Genomic DNA, 19,557 nt, shown 5'->3' on the forward strand with positions numbered 1-19,557 from the left:
TTCCACCTTGTATTACATACTGATTGGCAACGCCATGATGATGGCGTCTTCGCGACCGTCCGTGGTGGGGTAGTAATTGCGGCGAATCGTCGCCTCGTTAAAGCCTAAACTTTCGTACAGGGCAATGGCGGCAGCGTTTGAAGCACGGACTTCCAGCCATAGTGTCGCCACGCCGCGTTTTTCCAGTTCGTCGATCAGATGTTCCAGCAGCGCCCTTCCCAATCCCTGACGCTGATAGTCAGGATCGACCGCAATATTGAACAATGTAGCTTCATCCAGCACCACTTGCGTAATCGCAAACGCCGCCATTTTGCCGTTTTGCGTTAACTGAAAGTTGAGATAACGCTCGCCCTGGTTGCTGGCAAACGTTTTTTCACTCCACGGAAAGGCGTGGGCGCGTTGTTCAATGTGGTAAGCCGCCGGTAAATCAGTCGTTTCGAGGGAAGAAATCGTGTTCATATGTGCAAATTTGTTGCCATAACGCGGCGCGTGCCGTTGGGTTTGCCCGTAAATCGGTGAGCGCCGGTGATGCCACCTGAGCGCCTTCCAGTGATAGCGGTTCGTCAGTACCCAACCGCCAACTGTTGCAGTGACTGCCTTGCGGCAGCATCGCGATTTTTTCTGGCGTCAGTTGCAGCACCTGGTCGGGGCTGACGGTTAATGCGCGCAGAACATCGCTCACTAAAGGATCAGTCAGGGCGGGAAGATCGTTTGCCACCATCACCAGACGGACGTGTGCCGGGATCGCAATGGCAATCTCCCCCTGCAACGCGCCAGGGCGACGCAGCGACCACTGGGTAATGCCCAGTTGCTGTAACTGCCAGTCTCGTCGGGATGTCATAGCGAATCGCTCCTGTTGTCAGGGGCGCAAATATAGCAAATTCGTCGATACCGCGCCAACATATGGCTATAATCGCCGCCAGTATCAATTGAGGAGCATTCCATGTCTGCATTTACCCCGGCAAGTGAAGTCTTGCTGCGTCACAGTGATGATTTCGAACAAAGCCGTATTCTGTTTGCCGGAGACTTACAGGATGACCTGCCCGCGCGTTTAGATACCGCGGCCAGCCGTGCTCATACCCAGCAATTCCACCACTGGCAGGTATTAAGCCGCCAGATGGGGGATAACGCCCGTTTCAGTCTGGTCGCCACGGCGGATGACGTCGCAGATTGCGATACGCTGATTTACTACTGGCCGAAGAACAAACCGGAAGCCCAGTTCCAGTTGATGAATTTACTTTCTCTGCTGCCAGTGGGGACAGATATTTTTGTCGTTGGCGAGAACCGCAGCGGCGTGCGCAGCGCCGAGCAGATGCTGGCAGATTATGCGCCGTTGAATAAAGTCGACAGCGCTCGTCGCTGTGGCCTCTATTTTGGTCGTCTGGAAAAACAGCCGGTATTTGATGCGGAGAAATTCTGGGGCGAATACAGCGTCGATGGCCTGACGGTCAAAACGCTGCCTGGCGTGTTTAGCCGCGACGGTCTGGATGTCGGTAGCCAGTTGCTGCTCTCGACGTTAACTCCGCACACGAAAGGTAAAGTGCTGGATGTCGGCTGTGGCGCGGGCGTGCTTTCAGTTGCCTTTGCGCGCCATTCGCCGAAAATTCGTCTCACCTTGTGCGATGTCTCTGCCCCGGCGGTAGAAGCCAGCCGCGCAACACTTGCGGCCAACGGTGTTGAAGGTGAAGTCTTTGCCAGCAACGTCTTTTCCGAGGTGAAAGGTCGTTTTGATATGATCATCTCCAACCCGCCGTTCCACGATGGGATGCAAACCAGCCTGGATGCGGCGCAAACGCTGATTCGCGGTGCGGTGCGTCATCTTAATAGCGGCGGCGAGCTGCGAATTGTAGCGAACGCCTTCCTGCCTTATCCGGACGTGCTGGATGAGACATTTGGCTTCCACGAAGTGATCGCGCAAACAGGGCGCTTCAAGGTGTATCGCGCCATTATGACCCGCCAGGCGAAGAAAGGTTAATTATCTCGCCGAATACCGTGTCGGATGCGGCGTGAACGCCTTATCCGACCTACAAAACCTGCACGTTAGCCCTTCGTAGGCCAGATAAGACGCGCCAGCGTCGCATCTGGCATCTGCCCCCGCATGCATACCAAACCTGCACGCTAGTTTCCTGATGGACATTTTTCCAGCAATTACACCTCTGTCGATAATTAACTATTGACGAAAAGCTGAAAACCACTAGAATGCGCCTCCGTGGTAGCAATTCTTTTTAAGAATTGATGGTATGCGAAGGTGGCGGAATTGGTAGACGCGCTAGCTTCAGGTGTTAGTGTCCTTACGGACGTGGGGGTTCAAGTCCCCCCCCTCGCACCAAAAACCACGTTGATATTGCTCGCACTGGGCGAAGGTGGCGGAATTGGTAGACGCGCTAGCTTCAGGTGTTAGTGTTCTTACGGACGTGGGGGTTCAAGTCCCCCCCCTCGCACCAAACGAGGCGATATCAAAAAAAGTAAGATGACTGTGCGAAGGTGGCGGAATTGGTAGACGCGCTAGCTTCAGGTGTTAGTGTCCTTACGGACGTGGGGGTTCAAGTCCCCCCCCTCGCACCAATTATCTTTACTTCCTTTCTTGTTTCTTCCTTGATTTTTCATCCCTGATTCAAATTCATTATCATCAGCATGATGCCAGCAATAAGTGCCAGGCACGATGGTAGCAAAATGTAATGCCGCAACTGTTTGTGATACAGCATCATCGGCGTCAATACTAATCCCATCAGAATGACAATCCGCCACTGATCTGACGATAAATCCGCATACATCAGCCCTGCAATCAGCAATCCCGGCAGCAACACTCCCCAGCCACTGCCCAGCGTACGTTGCAACATGATTTCATCTCTCTCATTGATAATGATAACCAATATCATATGATAATTTTTATCATTTGCAAGCCAGATAAATCCCTTGCTATCGGGTAAACCTATCGCTAGGATTAGCAATCATTATCATTTAGATTACTATCCCGATTATGGCCTATCGTTCCGCACCGCTCTATGAAGATGTCATCTGGCGAACGCATCTCCAGCCGCAGGATCCCACGCTTGCGCAAGCCGTGCGGGCGACGATCGCAAAACATCGTGAACATTTGCTGGAGTTTATCCGCCTGGATGAACCTGCCCCACTTAACGCCATGACGCTGGCGCAATGGTCATCACCGAATGTGCTAAGTTCTCTGCTGGCGGTCTATTCCGATCATATCTATCGCAACCAACCGATGATGATCCGCGAGAACAAACCGCTGATCTCACTATGGGCACAATGGTATATCGGCCTGATGGTGCCACCATTAATGCTGGCGCTACTGACGCAGGAAAAGGCATTAGATGTGTCGCCGGAACATTTCCATGCTGAGTTTCACGAAACCGGACGCGTCGCCTGTTTCTGGGTCGATGTGTGTGAAGATAAAAACGCAACACCACATTCGCCGCAGCATCGAATGGAAACGTTAATCAGCCAGGCGCTGGTTCCGGTTGTGCAAGCACTAGAAGCGACCGGAGAGATCAACGGCAAACTTATCTGGAGTAATACCGGTTATTTGATCAACTGGTATCTCACTGAGATGAAGCAACTGCTCGGCGAGGCTACTGTTGAATCGCTGCGCCATGCCCTCTTTTTTGAGAAAACGCTCACGAACGGTGAAGATAATCCACTCTGGCGTACCGTGGTACTGCGCGACGGCCTGCTGGTGCGCCGCACTTGCTGCCAGCGTTATCGCTTACCGGATGTGCAGCAATGTGGCGATTGTACGCTGAAATGAAAGCACTGCCGGGGAAGTAAACCCGGCATCATGCGGATTAATAGGGATGCAACACATTACTTGTTTCGCAATGCCGCATACATAACAGAATATCTGCGGCCTCCAACAACCCTGCGTCAGAACTGACGCCCAGTTTCGACATCACATTAAATTTATGTGCACGGATCGTTTTGATATTGCGTTTAAGCTGCTCGGCAATTTGTGTCATTGAGTAGCCACGCGACATAAAGCGCAATATTTCTCTCTCCGTCGGGCTTAACGTCCGGCTTTGGTTAATGTACCACTGATTGTTCAGTCGGTCGGTCGCCTGACGTACACCATTTAATGACAAAAAGAGTTCCTGATGAAAAATCTCCAGCGTTGACGCTTTACTTAATACACCGTCCAGCGGTGATGGCGACAATGAACCAATCAGCCGAGCTTCAATATCATCATCCGCAATAACTAAACGCCGGGTACGCGGAAACTTAATCGCCAGTTCAGTCAGGCAAGATAATCCCTCTCTGCGCTCACTTCTCATGGCAGAAAAAGAAAAAATGACCGCCGCAAACGAGATCCGCGACATGGCATCCTGAAATGACTCCTGACTGGTATAGGTATGGAGCTTATAAGGGTTACCCGCAAACTTTCTGAATAAACTCTCAATACCGATACTACTCATGACGCATTTTTCTATGAGTGCGACATTTCTCTTCTTAATTCGGCTGTGTTCCATTCTGCGGCATCTCCATAAACAGAAGGCAAGTTAAGTTCTCTTGCACCCTGCGCGCTATTTATCCATGCATACATTTCAGCGTTGCTGTGAATTGCCAGTCGACGCATCGCACTGTTTTTTTGGGCGCTGATAGTTTTATTACTTTTCTTAAGCAATGAAGCTATCTGGTTGATGCCCCATCCTTTACCTAATAGCCGCAGTACCTTGCGCTCTGAAAGAGTGAGAATGACGGAGCGATAGCTAAAATCATGAGTTTCAGTCATTGCCGGGGAGGTCAGCATGGCGCTGATACGCTCTGCGTGCGTATTGCCGGAACGTACGGTCTTGACCAGATTCTCAATGGGTTCAACATCAGACAATAACGTCGCCGTAGGGCACATGAGCAGTTCTACTGCCTGGGAATACCAGGAGCGTGACACCATGAAAACCCAGTGAATTTCCCGATATTGTGAGATTAAAGAATAATAATGTTCACAAACAGAACGTGGATCTTCACTTTCACCGGCTAAATCAGCAATGACTAATCCGGAACGACGTAATTGTAATAAGGTAAGGTCCTCCGCAGAGGCGCTGGATATTATTTCATATTCAGGGAAGTGAGTCCTCATGACCTCTTTTAACCCTGCTTGCATAACAGGTATTTTACTGATAACAATTCCATTTTTGCAGCATCCTGGCAACATATTTCCTCCACATCCACTGTCTAAAAATTATGATGGTTTATTCAGGATATTCATTCCTTAAATGTTTCCAGCAAATTAATAGATTAAGCGAATAAATTATCCTTAGCATTCACTTTCATATCAGCATACTCCTGCTGCACAACAACTCCACTGCATGTGTCAGAAGGTTAGCATCAAATGATAACCTGGTGAAATAGCCTGGAGACATTTAAAATATCTACATTAAGTTGTTAGGAATACTTAATGAAAAACAGAAATCACATTCATTTAATTTATAATTAAATGATATCCCTTCCCGCAGAATGCAAAATCACACAACCAATATTTATTCAATGAAATCTGATGGTTTTAGCTTGTTAACATTAAAAAACGTGCCCGGTTATCTATTATCCTGATTCGTAAAGGCCAAACAATAAATTCATTATGATGATAATATTCATGTGATAGTTTGTTTGCGGCGAGAGATAATTCGCTTTTTATCACCGAGCTTCTCCCGATAACCAGGATTAATCAGCGCAATTTTGATCTTAACCTACCGCAAAACAACCGTGCTTCATGATACAAATGGATTCTCATTATCTGAACAATACGCAGCACGTCTATGACAAAGGGCGAGTTATGCAAACTGAGCAACAGCGAGCCGTAACACGGCTTTGTATCCAGTGTGGATTATTTCTTTTGCAACATGGTGCGGAAAGCGCGTTGGTTGATGAGCTTTCCTCACGACTGGGTCGGGCACTGGGAATGGACAGCGTCGAAAGTTCTATCTCTTCGAACGCCATAGTGCTGACAACTATTAAAGATGGGCAATGCCTGACATCGACACGTAAAAATCACGATCGCGGCATTAATATGCATGTGGTGACTGAAGTCCAGCACATTGTGATTCTTGCGGAGCATCATCTGCTGGATTACAAAGGCGTAGAGAAACGATTTAGCCAAATTCAGCCATTACGTTACCCAAGATGGCTGGTAGCCTTAATGGTTGGCCTTTCTTGCGCCTGTTTCTGTAAACTCAATAACGGTGGCTGGGATGGTGCCGTCATCACCTTCTTTGCCAGTACGACCGCGATGTATATCCGCCAGCTGCTGGCACAACGTCATCTTCATCCACAGATCAACTTTTGCCTTACCGCTTTCGCCGCCACCACCATTTCCGGATTGCTTTTGCAACTCCCCACTTTCAGCAATACCCCCACCATTGCGATGGCCGCCAGCGTTCTGCTGCTAGTGCCGGGCTTTCCGTTGATTAATGCCGTCGCCGATATGTTTAAAGGCCACATCAATACCGGACTGGCACGCTGGGCGATCGCCAGTCTGCTGACACTGGCTACCTGCGTCGGCGTAGTGATGGCACTGACGATTTGGGGGCTACGCGGATGGGTGTGATCGAATTTCTGTTAGCGTTGGCGCAGGATATGATCCTCGCCGCCATTCCTGCGGTCGGCTTTGCGATGGTGTTCAACGTTCCCGTGCGGGCGTTACGCTGGTGTGCGCTGCTTGGCTCGATAGGTCATGGTTCCCGAATGATCTTGATGACCAGCGGGCTGAATATTGAGTGGTCAACCTTTATGGCTTCTATGCTGGTCGGTACCATTGGTATTCAATGGTCGCGCTGGTATCTGGCGCATCCGAAAGTGTTTACCGTGGCGGCCGTTATCCCTATGTTCCCGGGCATATCGGCTTATACCGCAATGATTTCGGCGGTAAAAATCAGCCAGTTAGGTTACAGCGAACCGTTGATGATTACCCTGTTAACCAACTTTCTTACAGCTTCATCGATTGTTGGTGCGTTATCCATCGGTCTTTCCATTCCTGGATTATGGTTGTACCGCAAGCGCCCTCGCGTATAAAATTGCCTCGCTTAAGCACACGGATGAGAGACAGCCTCCTCTCCTCCGTGTGTTACTATAAAAGTTATCTCCCTTCTCGTTCATCGTTCCATATTTGAGAAACAGTATGTCTTCCAGAGTTTTGACCCCGGACGTCGTTGGTATTGACGCCCTGGTACACGATCACCAAACCGTTCTGGCAAAAGCTGAAGGCGGTGTGGTTGCCGTATTTGCTAACAATGCCCCGGCGTTTTATGCCGTCACGCCTGCACGCCTGGCTGAACTGCTGGCGCTGGAAGAAAAGCTGGCGCGTCCGGGAAGCGATGTCGCTCTGGACGATCAACTCTATCAGGAACCGCAAGCCGCTCCCGTTGCTGTACCCATGGGGAAATTCGCCATGTATCCGGACTGGCAACCCGATGCCGATTTTATCCGCCTGGCGGCGCTATGGGGCGTGGCGCTAAGAGAGCCGGTGACCACCGAAGAACTGGCCTCATTCATTGCCTACTGGCAGGCGGAAGGTAAAGTCTTTCACCATGTGCAGTGGCAACAAAAACTGGCGCGCAGCCTGCAAATCGGTCGTGCCAGCAACGGCGGACTGCCGAAACGAGATGTGAATACGGTCAGCGAACCTGACAGCCAAATTCCACCAGGATTCAGAGGGTAACGATGAAAAACGTTGGCGACCTGATGCAACGCCTGCAAAAAATGATGCCTGCCCATATCAAACCCGCATTCAAAACGGGTGAAGAACTACTGGCCTGGCAAAAAGAACAAGGAGCGATCCGCTCCGCCGCTCTCGAACGTGAAAATCGGGCGATGAAAATGCAGCGCACCTTTAACCGCTCCGGTATTCGTCCACTGCATCAGAACTGTTCCTTTGAGAACTATCGCGTTGAGTGTGAAGGGCAGATGAATGCGTTAAGCAAAGCGCGCCAGTATGTCGAAGAGTTTGACGGCAACATCGCCAGCTTCATCTTTTCTGGTAAGCCAGGAACCGGCAAAAACCATCTGGCGGCGGCAATCTGCAACGAGCTGCTGCTACGCGGTAAATCCGTATTGATCATCACCGTGGCCGATATTATGTCGGCGATGAAAGATACCTTCAGGAATAGCGGTACCAGCGAAGAACAACTGCTTAACGATCTGAGCAACGTTGATCTGCTGGTGATCGATGAGATCGGCGTGCAGACCGAATCGAAATACGAAAAAGTGATCATCAACCAGATCGTCGATCGCCGCTCTTCTTCCAAACGCCCAACCGGGATGCTGACCAACAGTAATATGGAAGAGATGACCAAGTTGCTGGGCGAACGCGTGATGGACCGTATGCGCCTGGGTAACAGTTTGTGGGTGATCTTCAACTGGGATAGCTACCGTAGCCGGGTAACAGGTAAAGAGTATTAATCCCCGTTTCTGGCGGTATACTGCGACACAATTCCACCTTGAGTAATGATGATGAAAACTGTTAAACATCTTCTGTGCTGTGCCATTGCCGCCAGCGCATTAATTTCCACCGGGGTGCATGCTGCGTCCTGGAAAGATGCGCTCTCCAGCGCCGCCAGCGAACTTGGCAACCAAAACAGCACGACACAGGAAGGCGGTTGGTCGCTCGCGTCATTAACTAACTTGCTTAGCAGCGGAAACCAGGCCTTAAGCGCAGATAACATGAACAATGCCGCAGGCATTCTGCAATACTGCGCGAAGCAAAAGCTGGCGTCGGTAACCGATGCCGAAAACATCAAGAACCAGGTGCTGGAAAAGCTGGGCCTGAACAGTGAAGAGCAAAAAGAAGACACCAACTATCTGGACGGCATTCAGGGTTTGCTGAAAACCAAAGATGGTCAGCAACTCAATCTGGATAACATCGGAACAACTCCGCTGGCAGAAAAGGTGAAAACCAAAGCCTGCGATCTGGTGTTAAAACAGGGGCTGAACTTCATTTCCTGAACCGCGAAACGCCGCGTTTTAGCTGTTACCCGGCTGACGCGGCTCTCTCCTGCCCTTTTCCCTGCTCCTGGACGGTTTTACCCCTGTTACACGGGAAGTGACCGTAATCAAAAAAGTCTGTTTATAAACTAATTCCTAACAACATCGCATTTTTTTGACACTAGAATTGCAGCAATATGGCGACGCCATTACATTGTGCTTCTCAAAAAGCTTAAACGTTGGCTAAACGGCCCGGTTTAGTGAGGATCGCCCGTTGTCAGAACTACTCTCTTTCGCCCTTTTTCTCGCCTCTGTGCTGATTTACGCATGGAAAGCGGGACGTAACACCTGGTGGTTTGCAGCCACGTTAACGGTGCTGGGGCTATTTGTCGTTTTAAATATCACCCTGTTTGCCAGCGACTATTTTACTGGCGATGGTATTAACGACGCGGTTCTCTATACCTTAACCAACAGCCTGACCGGTGCTGGCGTCAGCAAATACATTTTGCCGGGTATCGGCATTGTGCTGGGGCTGACAGCGGTGTTCGGTGCGCTGGGCTGGATCCTGCGCCGTCGTCGCCATCATCCGCACCATTTTGGTTACAGCCTGCTGGCGCTCTTACTGGCGCTGGGTTCGGTGGACGCCAGCCCGGCATTTCGTCAGATAACGGAACTGGTGAAATCCCAGTCACGCGACGGCGACCCGGACTTTGCGGCTTATTATAAAGAGCCGTCGAAAACTATCCCTGACCCGAAACTCAACCTGGTTTATATCTACGGCGAAAGTCTCGAGCGGACCTATTTTGATAACGAGGCTTTCCCGGATCTCACGCCTGAACTGGGCGCGTTGAAAAATGAAGGCCTGGATTTCAGCCACACGCAGCAGCTGCCGGGAACAGATTACACGATTGCGGGCATGGTGGCTTCTCAGTGCGGCATACCGCTGTTTGCCCCCTTTGAAGGCAACGCCTCCGCCTCTGTCTCCAGCTTCTTCCCGCAGAACATCTGTCTGGGAGATATCCTGAAAAACTCGGGTTATCAGAACTATTTCGTGCAGGGCGCGAATCTGCGTTTTGCCGGTAAAGATGTGTTCCTGAAGTCGCATGGCTTCGACCACTTATACGGCTCAGAAGAGCTGAAAAGCGTGGTAGCCGACCCGCACTATCGCAACGACTGGGGATTCTACGACGATACCGTTCTCGATGAAGCGTGGAAAAAGTTTGAAGAGCTTTCCCGCTCAGGTCAGCGATTCTCACTGTTTACCCTGACAGTCGATACCCATCACCCGGATGGTTTTATCTCTCGTACCTGTAACCGCAAAAAATATGATTTTGACGGTAAACCGAATCAGTCATTCAGCGCGGTAAGTTGCAGCCAGGAGAACATCGCGACGTTTATCAACAAAATCAAAGCGTCACCGTGGTTTAAAGATACCGTCATCGTCGTCTCTTCTGACCATTTAGCGATGAACAACACGGCGTGGAAATACCTCAATAAGCAGGATCGCAATAACCTGTTTTTTGTCATTCGTGGCGACAAGCCGCAGCAAGAGACGCTGGCAGTGAAGCGTAACACGATGGATAACGGCGCGACGGTGCTGGACATTCTCGGTGGCGATAACTATCTCGGACTTGGTCGTAGCAGTTTATCCGGGCAGTCGATGTCGGAAATCTTCCTCAATATCAAAGAGAAAACATTGGCGTGGAAGCCAGATATCATCCGCCTGTGGAAATTCCCTAAAGAGATGAAAGAGTTCACCATCGACCAGCAGAAAAACATGATTGCCTTCTCGGGTAGCCATTTCCGTTTGCCGCTGCTGTTGCGGGTTTCAGACAAACGCGTGGAACCGCTGCCGGAAAGCGAATACTCAGCACCGCTGCGTTTCCAGCTGGCCGATTTCGCTCCACGCGACAATTTCGTCTGGGTTGACCGTTGCTACAAGATGGCACAACTCTGGGCTCCGGAACTGGCACTTTCCACCGACTGGTGTGTCTCGCAAGGGCAGCTTGGCGGTCAGCAAATTGTTCAGCATGTTGACAAAACAACATGGCAGGGCAAAACGGCATTTAAAGATACGGTCATCGACATGGCGCGTTACAAAGGCAATGTCGATACGCTGAAGATTGTTGATAACGATATTCGCTACAAAGCCGACAGTTTCATCTTTAACGTCGCCGGTGCGCCAGAAGAGGTGAAACAGTTTAGCGGGATTTCCCGTCCGGAGTCGTGGGGCCGCTGGTCCAACGCGCAGCTGGGCGATGAAGTAAAAATCGAGTACAAGCATCCGCTGCCGAAGAAATTTGACCTGGTGATTACCGCCAAAGCATACGGCAATAACGCCAGCCGTCCTATTCCGGTACGCGTAGGCAATGAAGAAAAAACTCTTGTGCTGGGCAATGAAGTGACCACCACCACACTGCATTTCGATAACCCAACCGATGCCGACACACTGGTAATTGTGCCGCCGGAACCTGTCTCAACCAACGAAGGGAATATCCTCGGACACTCGCCGCGTAAGCTCGGGATCGGCATGGTGGAAATTAAAGTTGTGGAACGTGAAGGGTAATTTCTGACTGATGTGTAGGTCGCATAAGGTGCGACCTACACATCTTCTCCGGCCTACAAAACATCATTGAGAAACAGAAAAAAAACAGCGCCCAACACTTCCCCGGACGCTGCATGGCAACTTTAATAATCTCGCCTTATCAGAAAGTAATTACACCCTTAATCAACTCACGATTGTTAATCACATCACGCTCGTAGGTTTCTGCCAGCGTGGCGAACGGGTAGCGATGGGTTAACATCATGTCGGCAGTGATTTTCCCTTCCGCCATCAGTCGACCGACTTTAGCGAAATCTTCCGGCGTGGCGTTGCGGCTACCCATCATCGTCGTTTCTTTTTTATGGAATTCTGGATCGGAGAACTGCAACTCACCTTTAAACAGACCGACAAATACCACCGTGCCGCCGTGACGAATCAGATTCACGGTGTTATTCATCGCATGTTGATTACCTGTCGCGTCGATCACTTTCTGCGCCAGAGAACCACCAAACTGCGCCCGCAGCTGCGCGTCAAAATCTTCGGCTGATGGGTCCAGCACGGGCAACTCCAGACGCGTTGCCACATGTTCACGGCGCGCCGGACTGGTATCCGCCACCACCACCTGTGCGCCATCGGCTTTAGCGATTGCCGCCGCGCCCAGACCGATTGGCCCCGCCCCGACCACCAGCACCTGCTCGCCGGGAGCAATGGCTGCGCGACGTACCGCATGAGCGCTAATAGCGAAAGGTTCAATCAATGCTGCCGCCTGCGGGTCAATACCATCTGCGGGCAAAATGTTCGCCACCGGCACGCTCAAATACTCACTAAAACCGCCATCCTGATGCACGCCAATGACTGAAATTTTTTCACAGCAATTGGTACGCCCGCTTTTACACGCCGGGCATTGCTGACAGGCAACATAAGGGATCACCGCTACTTGCTGTCCATTTTTAAGATTTGCAATATTTTTACCCAGCCCAACAATCTCCCCACATATTTCATGGCCTAAAACCCGTGGATAACTAAAAAATGGTTGATTTCCACCCCAGGCATGAATATCGGTACCGCAAATCCCGACAGACTTAATTTTTATTAATGCTTCATTGTCACCCGGAATAGGTATCTCGCGTTGTTTCCAGACTAATTCTTTCGGCTGCTGGCAAATTAAAACATTCATCGTAGACATGATTCGGCTCTCCATTTTTTGTTGCCTTAGATATCAATGAAAATGAAAAATGGCAGCGGAACGGAAAATCTGTTTTGTGAAAACACACGCATAAAAATGTTTTAAATCGGGTTTTAATGGACTCACAAGGAGGAAAATATGAGTCGTTCACAAAATTTACGCCACAATGTGATTAACCAGGTCATTGATGATATGGCGCGGGGTCATATCCCTTCCCCACTTCCATCGCAAAGTGCGCTGGCGGAAATGTACAACATCAGCCGCACTACAGTGCGTCATATTCTCAGCCACTTACGCGAATGCGGCGTCTTAACGCAGGTTGGAAACGACTATGTGATTGCGCGTAAACCTGACCATGATGACGGTTTCGCCTGTACTACCGCTTCAATGAGTGAACAAAACAAAGTGTTTGAGCAGGCTTTTTTCACGATGATAAACCAGCGCCAGTTACGCCCTGGGGAAACTTTTTCTGAACTGCAACTGGCTCGGGCCGCGGGTGTCAGCCCGGTTGTAGTAAGAGAATATCTTTTAAAATTCGGCCGTTATAATCTTATTCAAAGCGAAAAGCGCGGCCAGTGGAGCATGAAGCAATTCGATCAATCCTACGCCGAGCAGCTGTTTGAACTACGCGAAATGCTCGAAACACATTCACTTCAGCACTTTCTCAACCTGCCTGATCATGATCCCCGCTGGCTGCAGGCGAAAACCATGCTCGAACGTCATCGGCTACTGCGTGACAACATCGGCAATAGCTTTCGCATGTTCTCGCAACTTGACAGAGATTTTCACTCCTTACTGCTTTCAGCTGCCGACAATATCTTTTTTGATCAATCTCTTGAGATCATCTCAGTCATCTTTCATTTTCACTATCAATGGGACGAAAGCGATCTTAAACAGCGCAATATCATTGCCGTCGATGAGCATATGACCATTCTCAGCGCTCTGATTTGCCGCAGTGACCTTGATGCCACCCTTGCGCTCCGTAACCATTTGAATTCAGCTAAACAATCAATGATTCGATCCATTAATGAGAACACGCGTTATGCTCATTAAGTACGGATTAAAAACAGCAAACTATTAGCGGGTGCACGGTTTTATCAAAAGATAAATACCGGGAAATTCCCGCTTACCTATGCTCACAATCAGTCGACTAAAAATGTTTTTGTGAGCGGTAGTAAAGTCCTAAAACTTTAACCTGCCGTTAATGTCAACCTTGCGTAATGCACAATTACGTAAACAATTAAAATTATAAATACAGGAGTCCGGCGTGGAAAAAGAAAATATCACCCTCGATCCGCGTTCTTCATTTACTCCATCTTCGTCGGCAGATATTCCCGTGCCACCAGATGGATTAGTTCAACGCAGTACCCGAATTAAACGCATTCAAACCACCGCCATGTTGTTATTATTTTTTGCGGCGGTAATCAATTATCTCGACCGCAGTTCGCTGTCGGTAGCAAATTTAACGATTCGTGAAGAATTGGGATTAAGTGCCACCGAAATCGGCGCTTTGCTCTCCGTGTTTTCACTCGCTTACGGGATTGCGCAACTTCCTTGCGGCCCACTATTGGATCGTAAAGGCCCACGCCTGATGCTGGGACTGGGGATGTTCTTCTGGTCACTGTTCCAGGCCATGTCTGGCATGGTGCACAGCTTTACGCAGTTCGTGTTGGTGCGTATCGGTATGGGGATTGGTGAAGCGCCGATGAACCCATGTGGCGTAAAAGTCATTAACGACTGGTTCAACATCAAAGAGCGCGGACGCCCGATGGGCTTCTTCAACGCAGCTTCTACCATTGGCGTTGCCGTAAGCCCACCGATTCTGGCGGCGATGATGCTGGTGATGGGCTGGCGTGGGATGTTTATTACCATTGGTGTGCTGGGGATTTTTCTCGCCATTGGCTGGTATATGCTCTATCGCAACCGCGAGCACGTAGAACTGACTGCCGTTGAACAAGCTTATCTCAATGCAGGTAGCGTCAATGCCCGCCGAGATCCGCTCAGTTTTGCCGAATGGCGCAGCCTGTTCCGTAACCGCACAATGTGGGGAATGATGCTCGGATTCAGTGGCATCAACTACACTGCGTGGCTGTATCTGGCCTGGCTTCCTGGTTACCTGCAAACAGCCTATAACCTGGATTTAAAAAGCACAGGGTTGATGGCGGCTATCCCTTTCCTGTTTGGGGCTGCCGGGATGCTGGTCAACGGTTACGTTACTGACTGGCTGGTCAAAGGGGGAATGGCTCCGATTAAAAGCCGTAAGATCTGCATTATTGCCGGGATGTTCTGTTCTGCCGCCTTTACGCTGGTCGTACCGCAAGCGACAACATCCATGACGGCGGTTCTGCTGATTGGCATGGCACTGTTCTGTATTCACTTTGCCGGAACATCCTGCTGGGGCTTGATCCACGTCGCAGTTGCTTCTCGCATGACGGCGTCGGTGGGCAGTATCCAGAACTTTGCCAGCTTCATCTGCGCCTCTTTTGCGCCGATCATTACTGGTTTTATTGTTGATACCACCCACTCATTCCGTCTGGCACTAATCATCTGCGGTTGCGTCACCGCAGCGGGAGCACTGGCGTACATCTTCCTGGTTCGTCAGCCGATCAACGACCCGCGTAAAGATTAAACTCCCTATGCCCGATAACATTTTGCTTATCGGGCATTTTTATGGCGATTAAAACGTTTCCCAGTTCTCCCCGCTATCTGCCACTGCCATTTTACGCGGCGTAGCTGGCGTCACGTTTTTTACCACAGCCGATGTTTCACGCTGCTGTTGCTGCTGTTGCTGAATCCGGAACACTGCCACAGCTTCGGTCAGGCGACTGGCCTGCTCTTCCAGCGCGGCGGCGGCAGCGGCAGATTCTTCCACCAGCGCAGCGTTCTGTTGAGTTACCCGGTCCATCTCAGCAACCGCTAAGCCAACCTGATCGATACCACGGCTCTGCTCATCAGAAGCAGAAGCAATTTCGCCCATAATGTCCGTCACGCGGGTCACGGCACTGACAATCTCCGCCATTGTTTCCCCTGCGCTTTCGACCAGCGTAGAGCCAACATCTACTTTCCCCACCGAGTCTTCAATCAGGCTTTTAATTTCACGAGCCGCCTGAGCGCTGCGCTGAGCCAGATTACGCACTTCACCCGCGACCACCGCAAAACCGCGCCCTTGCTCACCCGCGCGCGCTGCTTCAACCGCCGCGTTCAAAGCCAGAATATTGGTCTGGAAGGCAATGCCGTCAATTACGCTGATAATATCGGCGATTTTCTGCGAACTGGTGGAGATATCGCGCATGGTCTGTACTACGTTATCCACCACTTTGCCGCCGCGTTGCGCCGTTTCAGAAGCACTTAACGCCAGATGGCTGGCCTGACGCGCATTCTCGGCGTTCTGTTTCACCGTTGCGGTCAGTTGCTCCATGCTGGCTGCCGTCTCTTCCAGCGAAGCGGCCTGTTGCTCGGTGCGCGAAGAGAGATCGTTATTGCCGGTGGCGATTTCGCTGGCACCGCTATAGATGGCATTGGCCCCGTTGCGCACATCACCGACGGTACGCATCAGCTCTCCCTGCATATGGCGCAAACTCTCTGCCAGTTGCCCCATCTCATTAGAGCCATCCACCTCAATCGGTTTCACCAGATCGCCGCCTGCAATATGACGAATGCTGTCAATCAGGCGATTCATTGGCGCTACCAGCGAGGCTTTAATACCGAACCAGACGGCGAAGATGACCGCCAGTACGACGATCATCACGCCCACCAGAATCCACATCGCCTGGCTGTAGGAGGCATTGTTATCGCTGACGGCGATATCATAGAGCCGATCGTCTTGCTCCATGTAAGCCACATACTGCTTCTCGAAACCGTCCTGATATCCCTGGGTCGGCTGATCAAAGAACTCGTTGATTTTGCCTGCACCTAATAGTTGGATCAGCTCCGCCAGCGCATTGTGATAAATATCGTAATTACGTTTGATCTCTGCCGCTGCGGCGGTGCTCTGACGCGGGTCACGCGGCAACGCTTCGTAATCCGCCCAGTTTTTTTCCGCCTGTTTCAGCGAAATACTGGCACTCTGCATCAGCTCAGCAACGGTTGAACCGCTACCAATATTATTCTGATCCATCATGTAGCGGATACCCGCGCGGTTGAGGGTGTTACGCGTCTGCAACAACGCGACCCAGCTGCCATTCAGCGTGGATTGCTGCTGGCGAATGGTTTGTAAAACAGTGAAATTTTCTTTGTCATTCTTTAAGGCATTAAAGAACAGACCGCCTGATGTCAGTTGTAAAAGGCCAAAAACGGCCAAAACCAGCAGTAAGCTGGTCACAATTTTGATACGTTTTAACATGGTTTCTCTTTCCTGTGGACCGATGCAAGATTTTCGGCCTGGAAAGGAAAAACTTTATGAATATCCCGCGGAGATTACGCCGAGTAATTTTATTCACACTCTGAATTTAAAAAGCCATTATTTACATAAATTATTCACAATATAAATATGTGATATGAATCACATATTTATCGTCACTTAAACGACGCCTTTGCCGCTCAACCGCAAAACTGACCGCTTACATCCCTAAAATAACCACTCAGTTATTTACCTTACTTTACGCGCGCGTAACTCTGGCAACATCACTACAGGATAGCGGTCAATTTACCTCCTCAAACGCAACGCAAACCTAGAACGGCTTCGGCCAACTATTAATCAATACATGCCAGGTTTTACTATGGATACTAAAAAGATATTCAAGCACATACCCTGGGTGATTCTCGGAATCATCGGTGCATTCTGCCTCGCGGTAGTTGCATTACGTCGGGGGGAGCACGTCAGCGCCCTGTGGATCGTGGTCGCCTCTGTATCGGTGTATCTGGTGGCGTATCGCTACTACAGTCTGTACATCGCCCAGAAGGTGATGAAACTCGACCCCACGCGCGCGACGCCTGCGGTTATTAACAACGACGGTCTGAACTACGTTCCGACCAACCGTTACGTGTTGTTTGGTCACCACTTCGCCGCTATCGCCGGTGCTGGTCCGCTGGTGGGTCCGGTTCTCGCCGCGCAGATGGGCTACCTGCCTGGCACGCTGTGGCTGCTGGCGGGGGTCGTGCTGGCCGGTGCGGTTCAGGACTTTATGGTGCTGTTTATCTCCTCTCGCCGTAATGGCGCATCTCTTGGTGAGATGATCAAAGAAGAGATGGGACCAGTACCGGGGACTATCGCGCTGTTTGGCTGTTTCTTAATCATGATCATCATCCTCGCCGTCCTGGCGCTGATTGTGGTTAAAGCCCTGGCCGAAAGTCCGTGGGGTGTCTTCACCGTTTGCTCAACCGTACCGATTGCGCTGTTTATGGGTATCTACATGCGCTTTATTCGTCCGGGGCGTGTGGGTGAAGTCTCTGTCATTGGTATCGTGCTGCTGGTTGCCTCTATCTACTTCGGTGGCGTGATTGCTCACGATCCGTACTGGGGTCCGGCACTGACCTTTAAAGACACCACCATTACCTTCGCGCTGATTGGCTATGCGTTTGTTTCCGCACTGCTGCCGGTGTGGCTGATCCTCGCACCGCGCGACTATCTGGCAACCTTCCTGAAAATCGGCGTTATCGTCGGCCTGGCGCTGGGTATCGTGGTGCTGAACCCGGAACTGAAAATGCCTGCCATGACCCAGTACATTGACGGTACTGGCCCGCTGTGGAAAGGCGCTCTGTTCCCGTTCCTGTTCATCACCATCGCCTGTGGTGCGGTATCTGGCTTCCACGCGCTGATCTCTTCCGGTACGACGCCAAAACTGCTGGCTAATGAAACCGACGCGCGTTTCATCGGCTACGGCGCAATGCTGATGGAGTCCTTCGTGGCGATTATGGCGCTGGTTGCTGCGTCCATCATCGAACCGGGTCTTTACTTCGCGATGAACACCCCGCCTGCTGGCCTTGGCATCACCATGCCTAACCTGCATGAAATGGGTGGCGAGAACGCGCCGATCATCATGGCGCAGCTGAAAGACGTTACCGCACACGCGGCAGCGACCGTCAGCTCCTGGGGCTTCGTGATTTCGCCAGAGCAGATCCTGCAAACCGCGAAAGACATTGGTGAGCCTTCTGTCCTGAACCGTGCAGGTGGTGCGCCGACGCTGGCGGTAGGTATCGCTCACGTGTTCCACAAAGTGCTGCCGATGGCTGACATGGGCTTCTGGTATCACTTCGGTATTCTGTTCGAAGCACTGTTCATCCTGACCGCGCTGGATGCGGGTACCCGTTCTGGCCGCTTTATGCTGCAAGACCTGCTGGGTAACTTCATCCCGTTCCTGAAAAAAACCGACTCTCTGGTTGCCGGTATCATCGGTACTGCGGGCTGTGTGGGTCTGTGGGGCTACCTGCTGTATCAGGGCGTGGTCGATCCGCTGGGCGGCGTTAAGAGCCTGTGGCCGCTGTTCGGTATTTCCAACCAGATGCTGGCAGCCGTAGCGCTGGTACTGGGCACCGTTGTGCTGATTAAGATGAAGCGCACCCAATACATCTGGGTAACTGTTGTTCCGGCTGTATGGCTGCTTATCTGCACCACCTGGGCGCTGGGCCTGAAACTGTTCAGCACCAACCCGCAGATGGAAGGCTTCTTCTACATGGCAAGCCAGTACAAAGAGAAGATTGCTAACGGTACTGACCTGACGGCGCAGCAGATTGCCAACATGAACCACATCGTTGTGAACAACTACACCAACGCAGGTCTGAGTATTCTGTTCCTGATTGTGGTGTACAGCATCATCTTCTACGGTTTCAAAACCTGGCTTGCGGTGCGTAACAGCGACAAACGTACTGACAAAGAAACACCGTACGTTCCAATCCCGGAAGGCGGCGTGAAGATCTCTTCGCACCACTAACCGTGTTTAGCCCCGCTTCGGCGGGGCTTTGT

Annotated in this window: 18 protein-coding genes and 3 tRNA genes; 14 read left to right on the forward strand and 7 right to left on the reverse strand. The window is 50.9% G+C overall.

What is annotated here, in order from left to right; translation table 11 throughout:
* Positions 1-12: 12 nt before the first annotated feature.
* The gene (rimI, locus tag ACJHWK_RS02025) at positions 13-459 is read right to left on the reverse strand and encodes a ribosomal protein S18-alanine N-acetyltransferase (protein WP_001092461.1); all 447 of its coding nucleotides are present in this window, start codon (positions 457-459) and stop codon (positions 13-15) included.
* A complete protein-coding gene (holD, locus tag ACJHWK_RS02030) occupies positions 428-841 on the reverse strand; it encodes a DNA polymerase III subunit psi (protein ID WP_000204012.1) in 414 nt (137 codons plus the stop codon). The genes rimI and holD overlap by 32 nt, the downstream gene beginning before the upstream one ends.
* Positions 842-943: 102 nt before the next feature.
* On the opposite strand from holD, the gene rsmC reads away from it, so the two are divergent.
* From rsmC to ACJHWK_RS02050, 4 genes are all read left to right on the forward strand, one after another.
* Positions 944-1,975, forward strand: coding sequence for a 16S rRNA (guanine(1207)-N(2))-methyltransferase RsmC (gene rsmC / locus ACJHWK_RS02035; protein WP_001272330.1), 1,032 nt, complete (start codon positions 944-946; stop codon positions 1,973-1,975).
* A gap of 267 nt (positions 1,976-2,242) precedes the next feature.
* Positions 2,243-2,329 (forward strand) — tRNA-Leu (locus tag ACJHWK_RS02040).
* A gap of 28 nt (positions 2,330-2,357) precedes the next feature.
* Positions 2,358-2,444: transfer RNA gene (locus tag ACJHWK_RS02045), tRNA-Leu, on the forward strand.
* 34 nt (positions 2,445-2,478) lie between these two features.
* A tRNA-Leu gene (locus ACJHWK_RS02050) sits at positions 2,479-2,565 on the forward strand.
* 38 nt (positions 2,566-2,603) lie between these two features.
* On the opposite strand, the gene ACJHWK_RS02055 is transcribed toward ACJHWK_RS02050, so the two are convergent.
* Positions 2,604-2,840, reverse strand: coding sequence for a DUF1435 domain-containing protein (locus tag ACJHWK_RS02055; RefSeq protein ID WP_001393508.1), 237 nt, complete (start codon positions 2,838-2,840; stop codon positions 2,604-2,606).
* A gap of 140 nt (positions 2,841-2,980) precedes the next feature.
* On the opposite strand from ACJHWK_RS02055, the gene fhuF reads away from it, so the two are divergent.
* Entirely contained in the window at positions 2,981-3,769 is a 789-nt protein-coding gene (fhuF, locus tag ACJHWK_RS02060) for a siderophore-iron reductase FhuF (RefSeq protein WP_000331618.1), read from the forward strand.
* A 37-nt stretch (positions 3,770-3,806) separates the two neighbouring features.
* Here the strand turns inward: fhuF and bglJ are convergent, their stop codons facing one another.
* A complete protein-coding gene (gene bglJ / locus ACJHWK_RS02065; protein ID WP_001301727.1) occupies positions 3,807-4,484 on the reverse strand; it encodes a DNA-binding transcriptional activator BglJ in 678 nt (225 codons plus the stop codon).
* Positions 4,442-5,167, reverse strand: a complete 726-nt coding sequence (locus tag ACJHWK_RS02070) for a helix-turn-helix domain-containing protein (protein ID WP_000936635.1) — start codon at positions 5,165-5,167, stop codon at positions 4,442-4,444. The genes bglJ and ACJHWK_RS02070 overlap by 43 nt, the downstream gene beginning before the upstream one ends.
* Before the next feature lie 618 nt (positions 5,168-5,785).
* On the opposite strand from ACJHWK_RS02070, the gene ACJHWK_RS02075 reads away from it, so the two are divergent.
* The 6 genes from ACJHWK_RS02075 to opgB all read left to right on the forward strand — a co-directional run bounded on the left by ACJHWK_RS02075 (position 5,786) and on the right by opgB (position 11,494).
* Positions 5,786-6,556 carry a threonine/serine exporter ThrE family protein gene (locus tag ACJHWK_RS02075; protein ID WP_001338213.1) on the forward strand — a complete coding sequence of 257 codons (771 nt, stop codon included), beginning with the start codon at positions 5,786-5,788 and terminating at the stop codon, positions 6,554-6,556.
* The gene (locus ACJHWK_RS02080) at positions 6,547-7,020 is read left to right on the forward strand and encodes a threonine/serine exporter (RefSeq protein ID WP_000538191.1); all 474 of its coding nucleotides are present in this window, start codon (positions 6,547-6,549) and stop codon (positions 7,018-7,020) included. The genes ACJHWK_RS02075 and ACJHWK_RS02080 overlap by 10 nt, the downstream gene beginning before the upstream one ends.
* A 106-nt stretch (positions 7,021-7,126) precedes the next feature.
* On the forward strand, positions 7,127-7,666 hold the full coding sequence (dnaT, locus tag ACJHWK_RS02085) for a primosomal protein DnaT (protein ID WP_000098818.1): 540 nt from the start codon (positions 7,127-7,129) through the stop codon (positions 7,664-7,666).
* Between the two features lie 2 nt (positions 7,667-7,668).
* Positions 7,669-8,406 carry a DNA replication protein DnaC gene (gene dnaC, locus ACJHWK_RS02090; RefSeq protein WP_000799911.1) on the forward strand — a complete coding sequence of 246 codons (738 nt, stop codon included), beginning with the start codon at positions 7,669-7,671 and terminating at the stop codon, positions 8,404-8,406.
* A 48-nt stretch (positions 8,407-8,454) separates the two neighbouring features.
* Positions 8,455-8,949 (forward strand): DUF2501 domain-containing protein YjjA, encoded by a 495-nt coding sequence (yjjA, locus tag ACJHWK_RS02095; RefSeq protein WP_001308243.1) that lies wholly within the window; start codon positions 8,455-8,457, stop codon positions 8,947-8,949.
* 253 nt (positions 8,950-9,202) lie between these two features.
* On the forward strand, positions 9,203-11,494 hold the full coding sequence (opgB, locus tag ACJHWK_RS02100) for a phosphatidylglycerol--membrane-oligosaccharide glycerophosphotransferase (RefSeq protein ID WP_001292678.1): 2,292 nt from the start codon (positions 9,203-9,205) through the stop codon (positions 11,492-11,494).
* Between the two features lie 139 nt (positions 11,495-11,633).
* Here the strand turns inward: opgB and lgoD are convergent, their stop codons facing one another.
* Positions 11,634-12,656, reverse strand: coding sequence for an L-galactonate oxidoreductase (lgoD, locus tag ACJHWK_RS02105; protein ID WP_000106043.1), 1,023 nt, complete (start codon positions 12,654-12,656; stop codon positions 11,634-11,636).
* Positions 12,657-12,794: 138 nt separating this feature from the next.
* On the opposite strand from lgoD, the gene ACJHWK_RS02110 reads away from it, so the two are divergent.
* Both ACJHWK_RS02110 and ACJHWK_RS02115 read left to right on the forward strand, forming a co-directional pair.
* Entirely contained in the window at positions 12,795-13,709 is a 915-nt protein-coding gene (locus tag ACJHWK_RS02110) for a GntR family transcriptional regulator (protein ID WP_000091572.1), read from the forward strand.
* 214 nt (positions 13,710-13,923) lie between these two features.
* Positions 13,924-15,285: an MFS transporter gene (locus tag ACJHWK_RS02115; RefSeq protein ID WP_000410144.1), complete on the forward strand. Its 1,362-nt coding sequence runs from the start codon at positions 13,924-13,926 to the stop codon at positions 15,283-15,285.
* A gap of 48 nt (positions 15,286-15,333) precedes the next feature.
* On the opposite strand, the gene tsr is transcribed toward ACJHWK_RS02115, so the two are convergent.
* Positions 15,334-16,998 carry a methyl-accepting chemotaxis protein gene (gene tsr / locus ACJHWK_RS02120; protein ID WP_000919540.1) on the reverse strand — a complete coding sequence of 555 codons (1,665 nt, stop codon included), beginning with the start codon at positions 16,996-16,998 and terminating at the stop codon, positions 15,334-15,336.
* A 376-nt stretch (positions 16,999-17,374) separates the two neighbouring features.
* Between tsr and btsT the strand changes: the two genes are divergently transcribed.
* Complete coding sequence (gene btsT / locus ACJHWK_RS02125) at positions 17,375-19,525, forward strand: pyruvate/proton symporter BtsT (protein ID WP_001295524.1); 2,151 nt, start codon at positions 17,375-17,377, stop codon at positions 19,523-19,525.
* Positions 19,526-19,557: the final 32 nt, after the last annotated feature.

This window comes from Escherichia sp. WS547, assembly GCF_046486065.1.
Classification (GTDB): Bacteria; Pseudomonadota; Gammaproteobacteria; order Enterobacterales; family Enterobacteriaceae; genus Escherichia; species Escherichia coli.

What these genes read in the sequence shown, in the direction of transcription:
- rimI (WP_001092461.1), bottom strand. Translation starts at nt 459, where the DNA reads ATGAACACGATTTCTTCCCTCGAAACGACTGATTTACCGGCGGCTTAC.
- holD (WP_000204012.1), bottom strand. Translation starts at nt 841, where the DNA reads ATGACATCCCGACGAGACTGGCAGTTACAGCAACTGGGCATTACCCAG.
- rsmC (WP_001272330.1), top strand. Translation starts at nt 944, where the DNA reads ATGTCTGCATTTACCCCGGCAAGTGAAGTCTTGCTGCGTCACAGTGAT.
- ACJHWK_RS02055 (WP_001393508.1), bottom strand. Translation starts at nt 2,840, where the DNA reads ATGTTGCAACGTACGCTGGGCAGTGGCTGGGGAGTGTTGCTGCCGGGA.
- fhuF (WP_000331618.1), top strand. Translation starts at nt 2,981, where the DNA reads ATGGCCTATCGTTCCGCACCGCTCTATGAAGATGTCATCTGGCGAACG.
- bglJ (WP_001301727.1), bottom strand. Translation starts at nt 4,484, where the DNA reads ATGGAACACAGCCGAATTAAGAAGAGAAATGTCGCACTCATAGAAAAA.
- ACJHWK_RS02070 (WP_000936635.1), bottom strand. Translation starts at nt 5,167, where the DNA reads ATGTTGCCAGGATGCTGCAAAAATGGAATTGTTATCAGTAAAATACCT.
- ACJHWK_RS02075 (WP_001338213.1), top strand. Translation starts at nt 5,786, where the DNA reads ATGCAAACTGAGCAACAGCGAGCCGTAACACGGCTTTGTATCCAGTGT.
- ACJHWK_RS02080 (WP_000538191.1), top strand. Translation starts at nt 6,547, where the DNA reads ATGGGTGTGATCGAATTTCTGTTAGCGTTGGCGCAGGATATGATCCTC.
- dnaT (WP_000098818.1), top strand. Translation starts at nt 7,127, where the DNA reads ATGTCTTCCAGAGTTTTGACCCCGGACGTCGTTGGTATTGACGCCCTG.
- dnaC (WP_000799911.1), top strand. Translation starts at nt 7,669, where the DNA reads ATGAAAAACGTTGGCGACCTGATGCAACGCCTGCAAAAAATGATGCCT.
- yjjA (WP_001308243.1), top strand. Translation starts at nt 8,455, where the DNA reads ATGATGAAAACTGTTAAACATCTTCTGTGCTGTGCCATTGCCGCCAGC.
- lgoD (WP_000106043.1), bottom strand. Translation starts at nt 12,656, where the DNA reads ATGTCTACGATGAATGTTTTAATTTGCCAGCAGCCGAAAGAATTAGTC.
- ACJHWK_RS02110 (WP_000091572.1), top strand. Translation starts at nt 12,795, where the DNA reads ATGAGTCGTTCACAAAATTTACGCCACAATGTGATTAACCAGGTCATT.
- tsr (WP_000919540.1), bottom strand. Translation starts at nt 16,998, where the DNA reads ATGTTAAAACGTATCAAAATTGTGACCAGCTTACTGCTGGTTTTGGCC.
- btsT (WP_001295524.1), top strand. Translation starts at nt 17,375, where the DNA reads ATGGATACTAAAAAGATATTCAAGCACATACCCTGGGTGATTCTCGGA.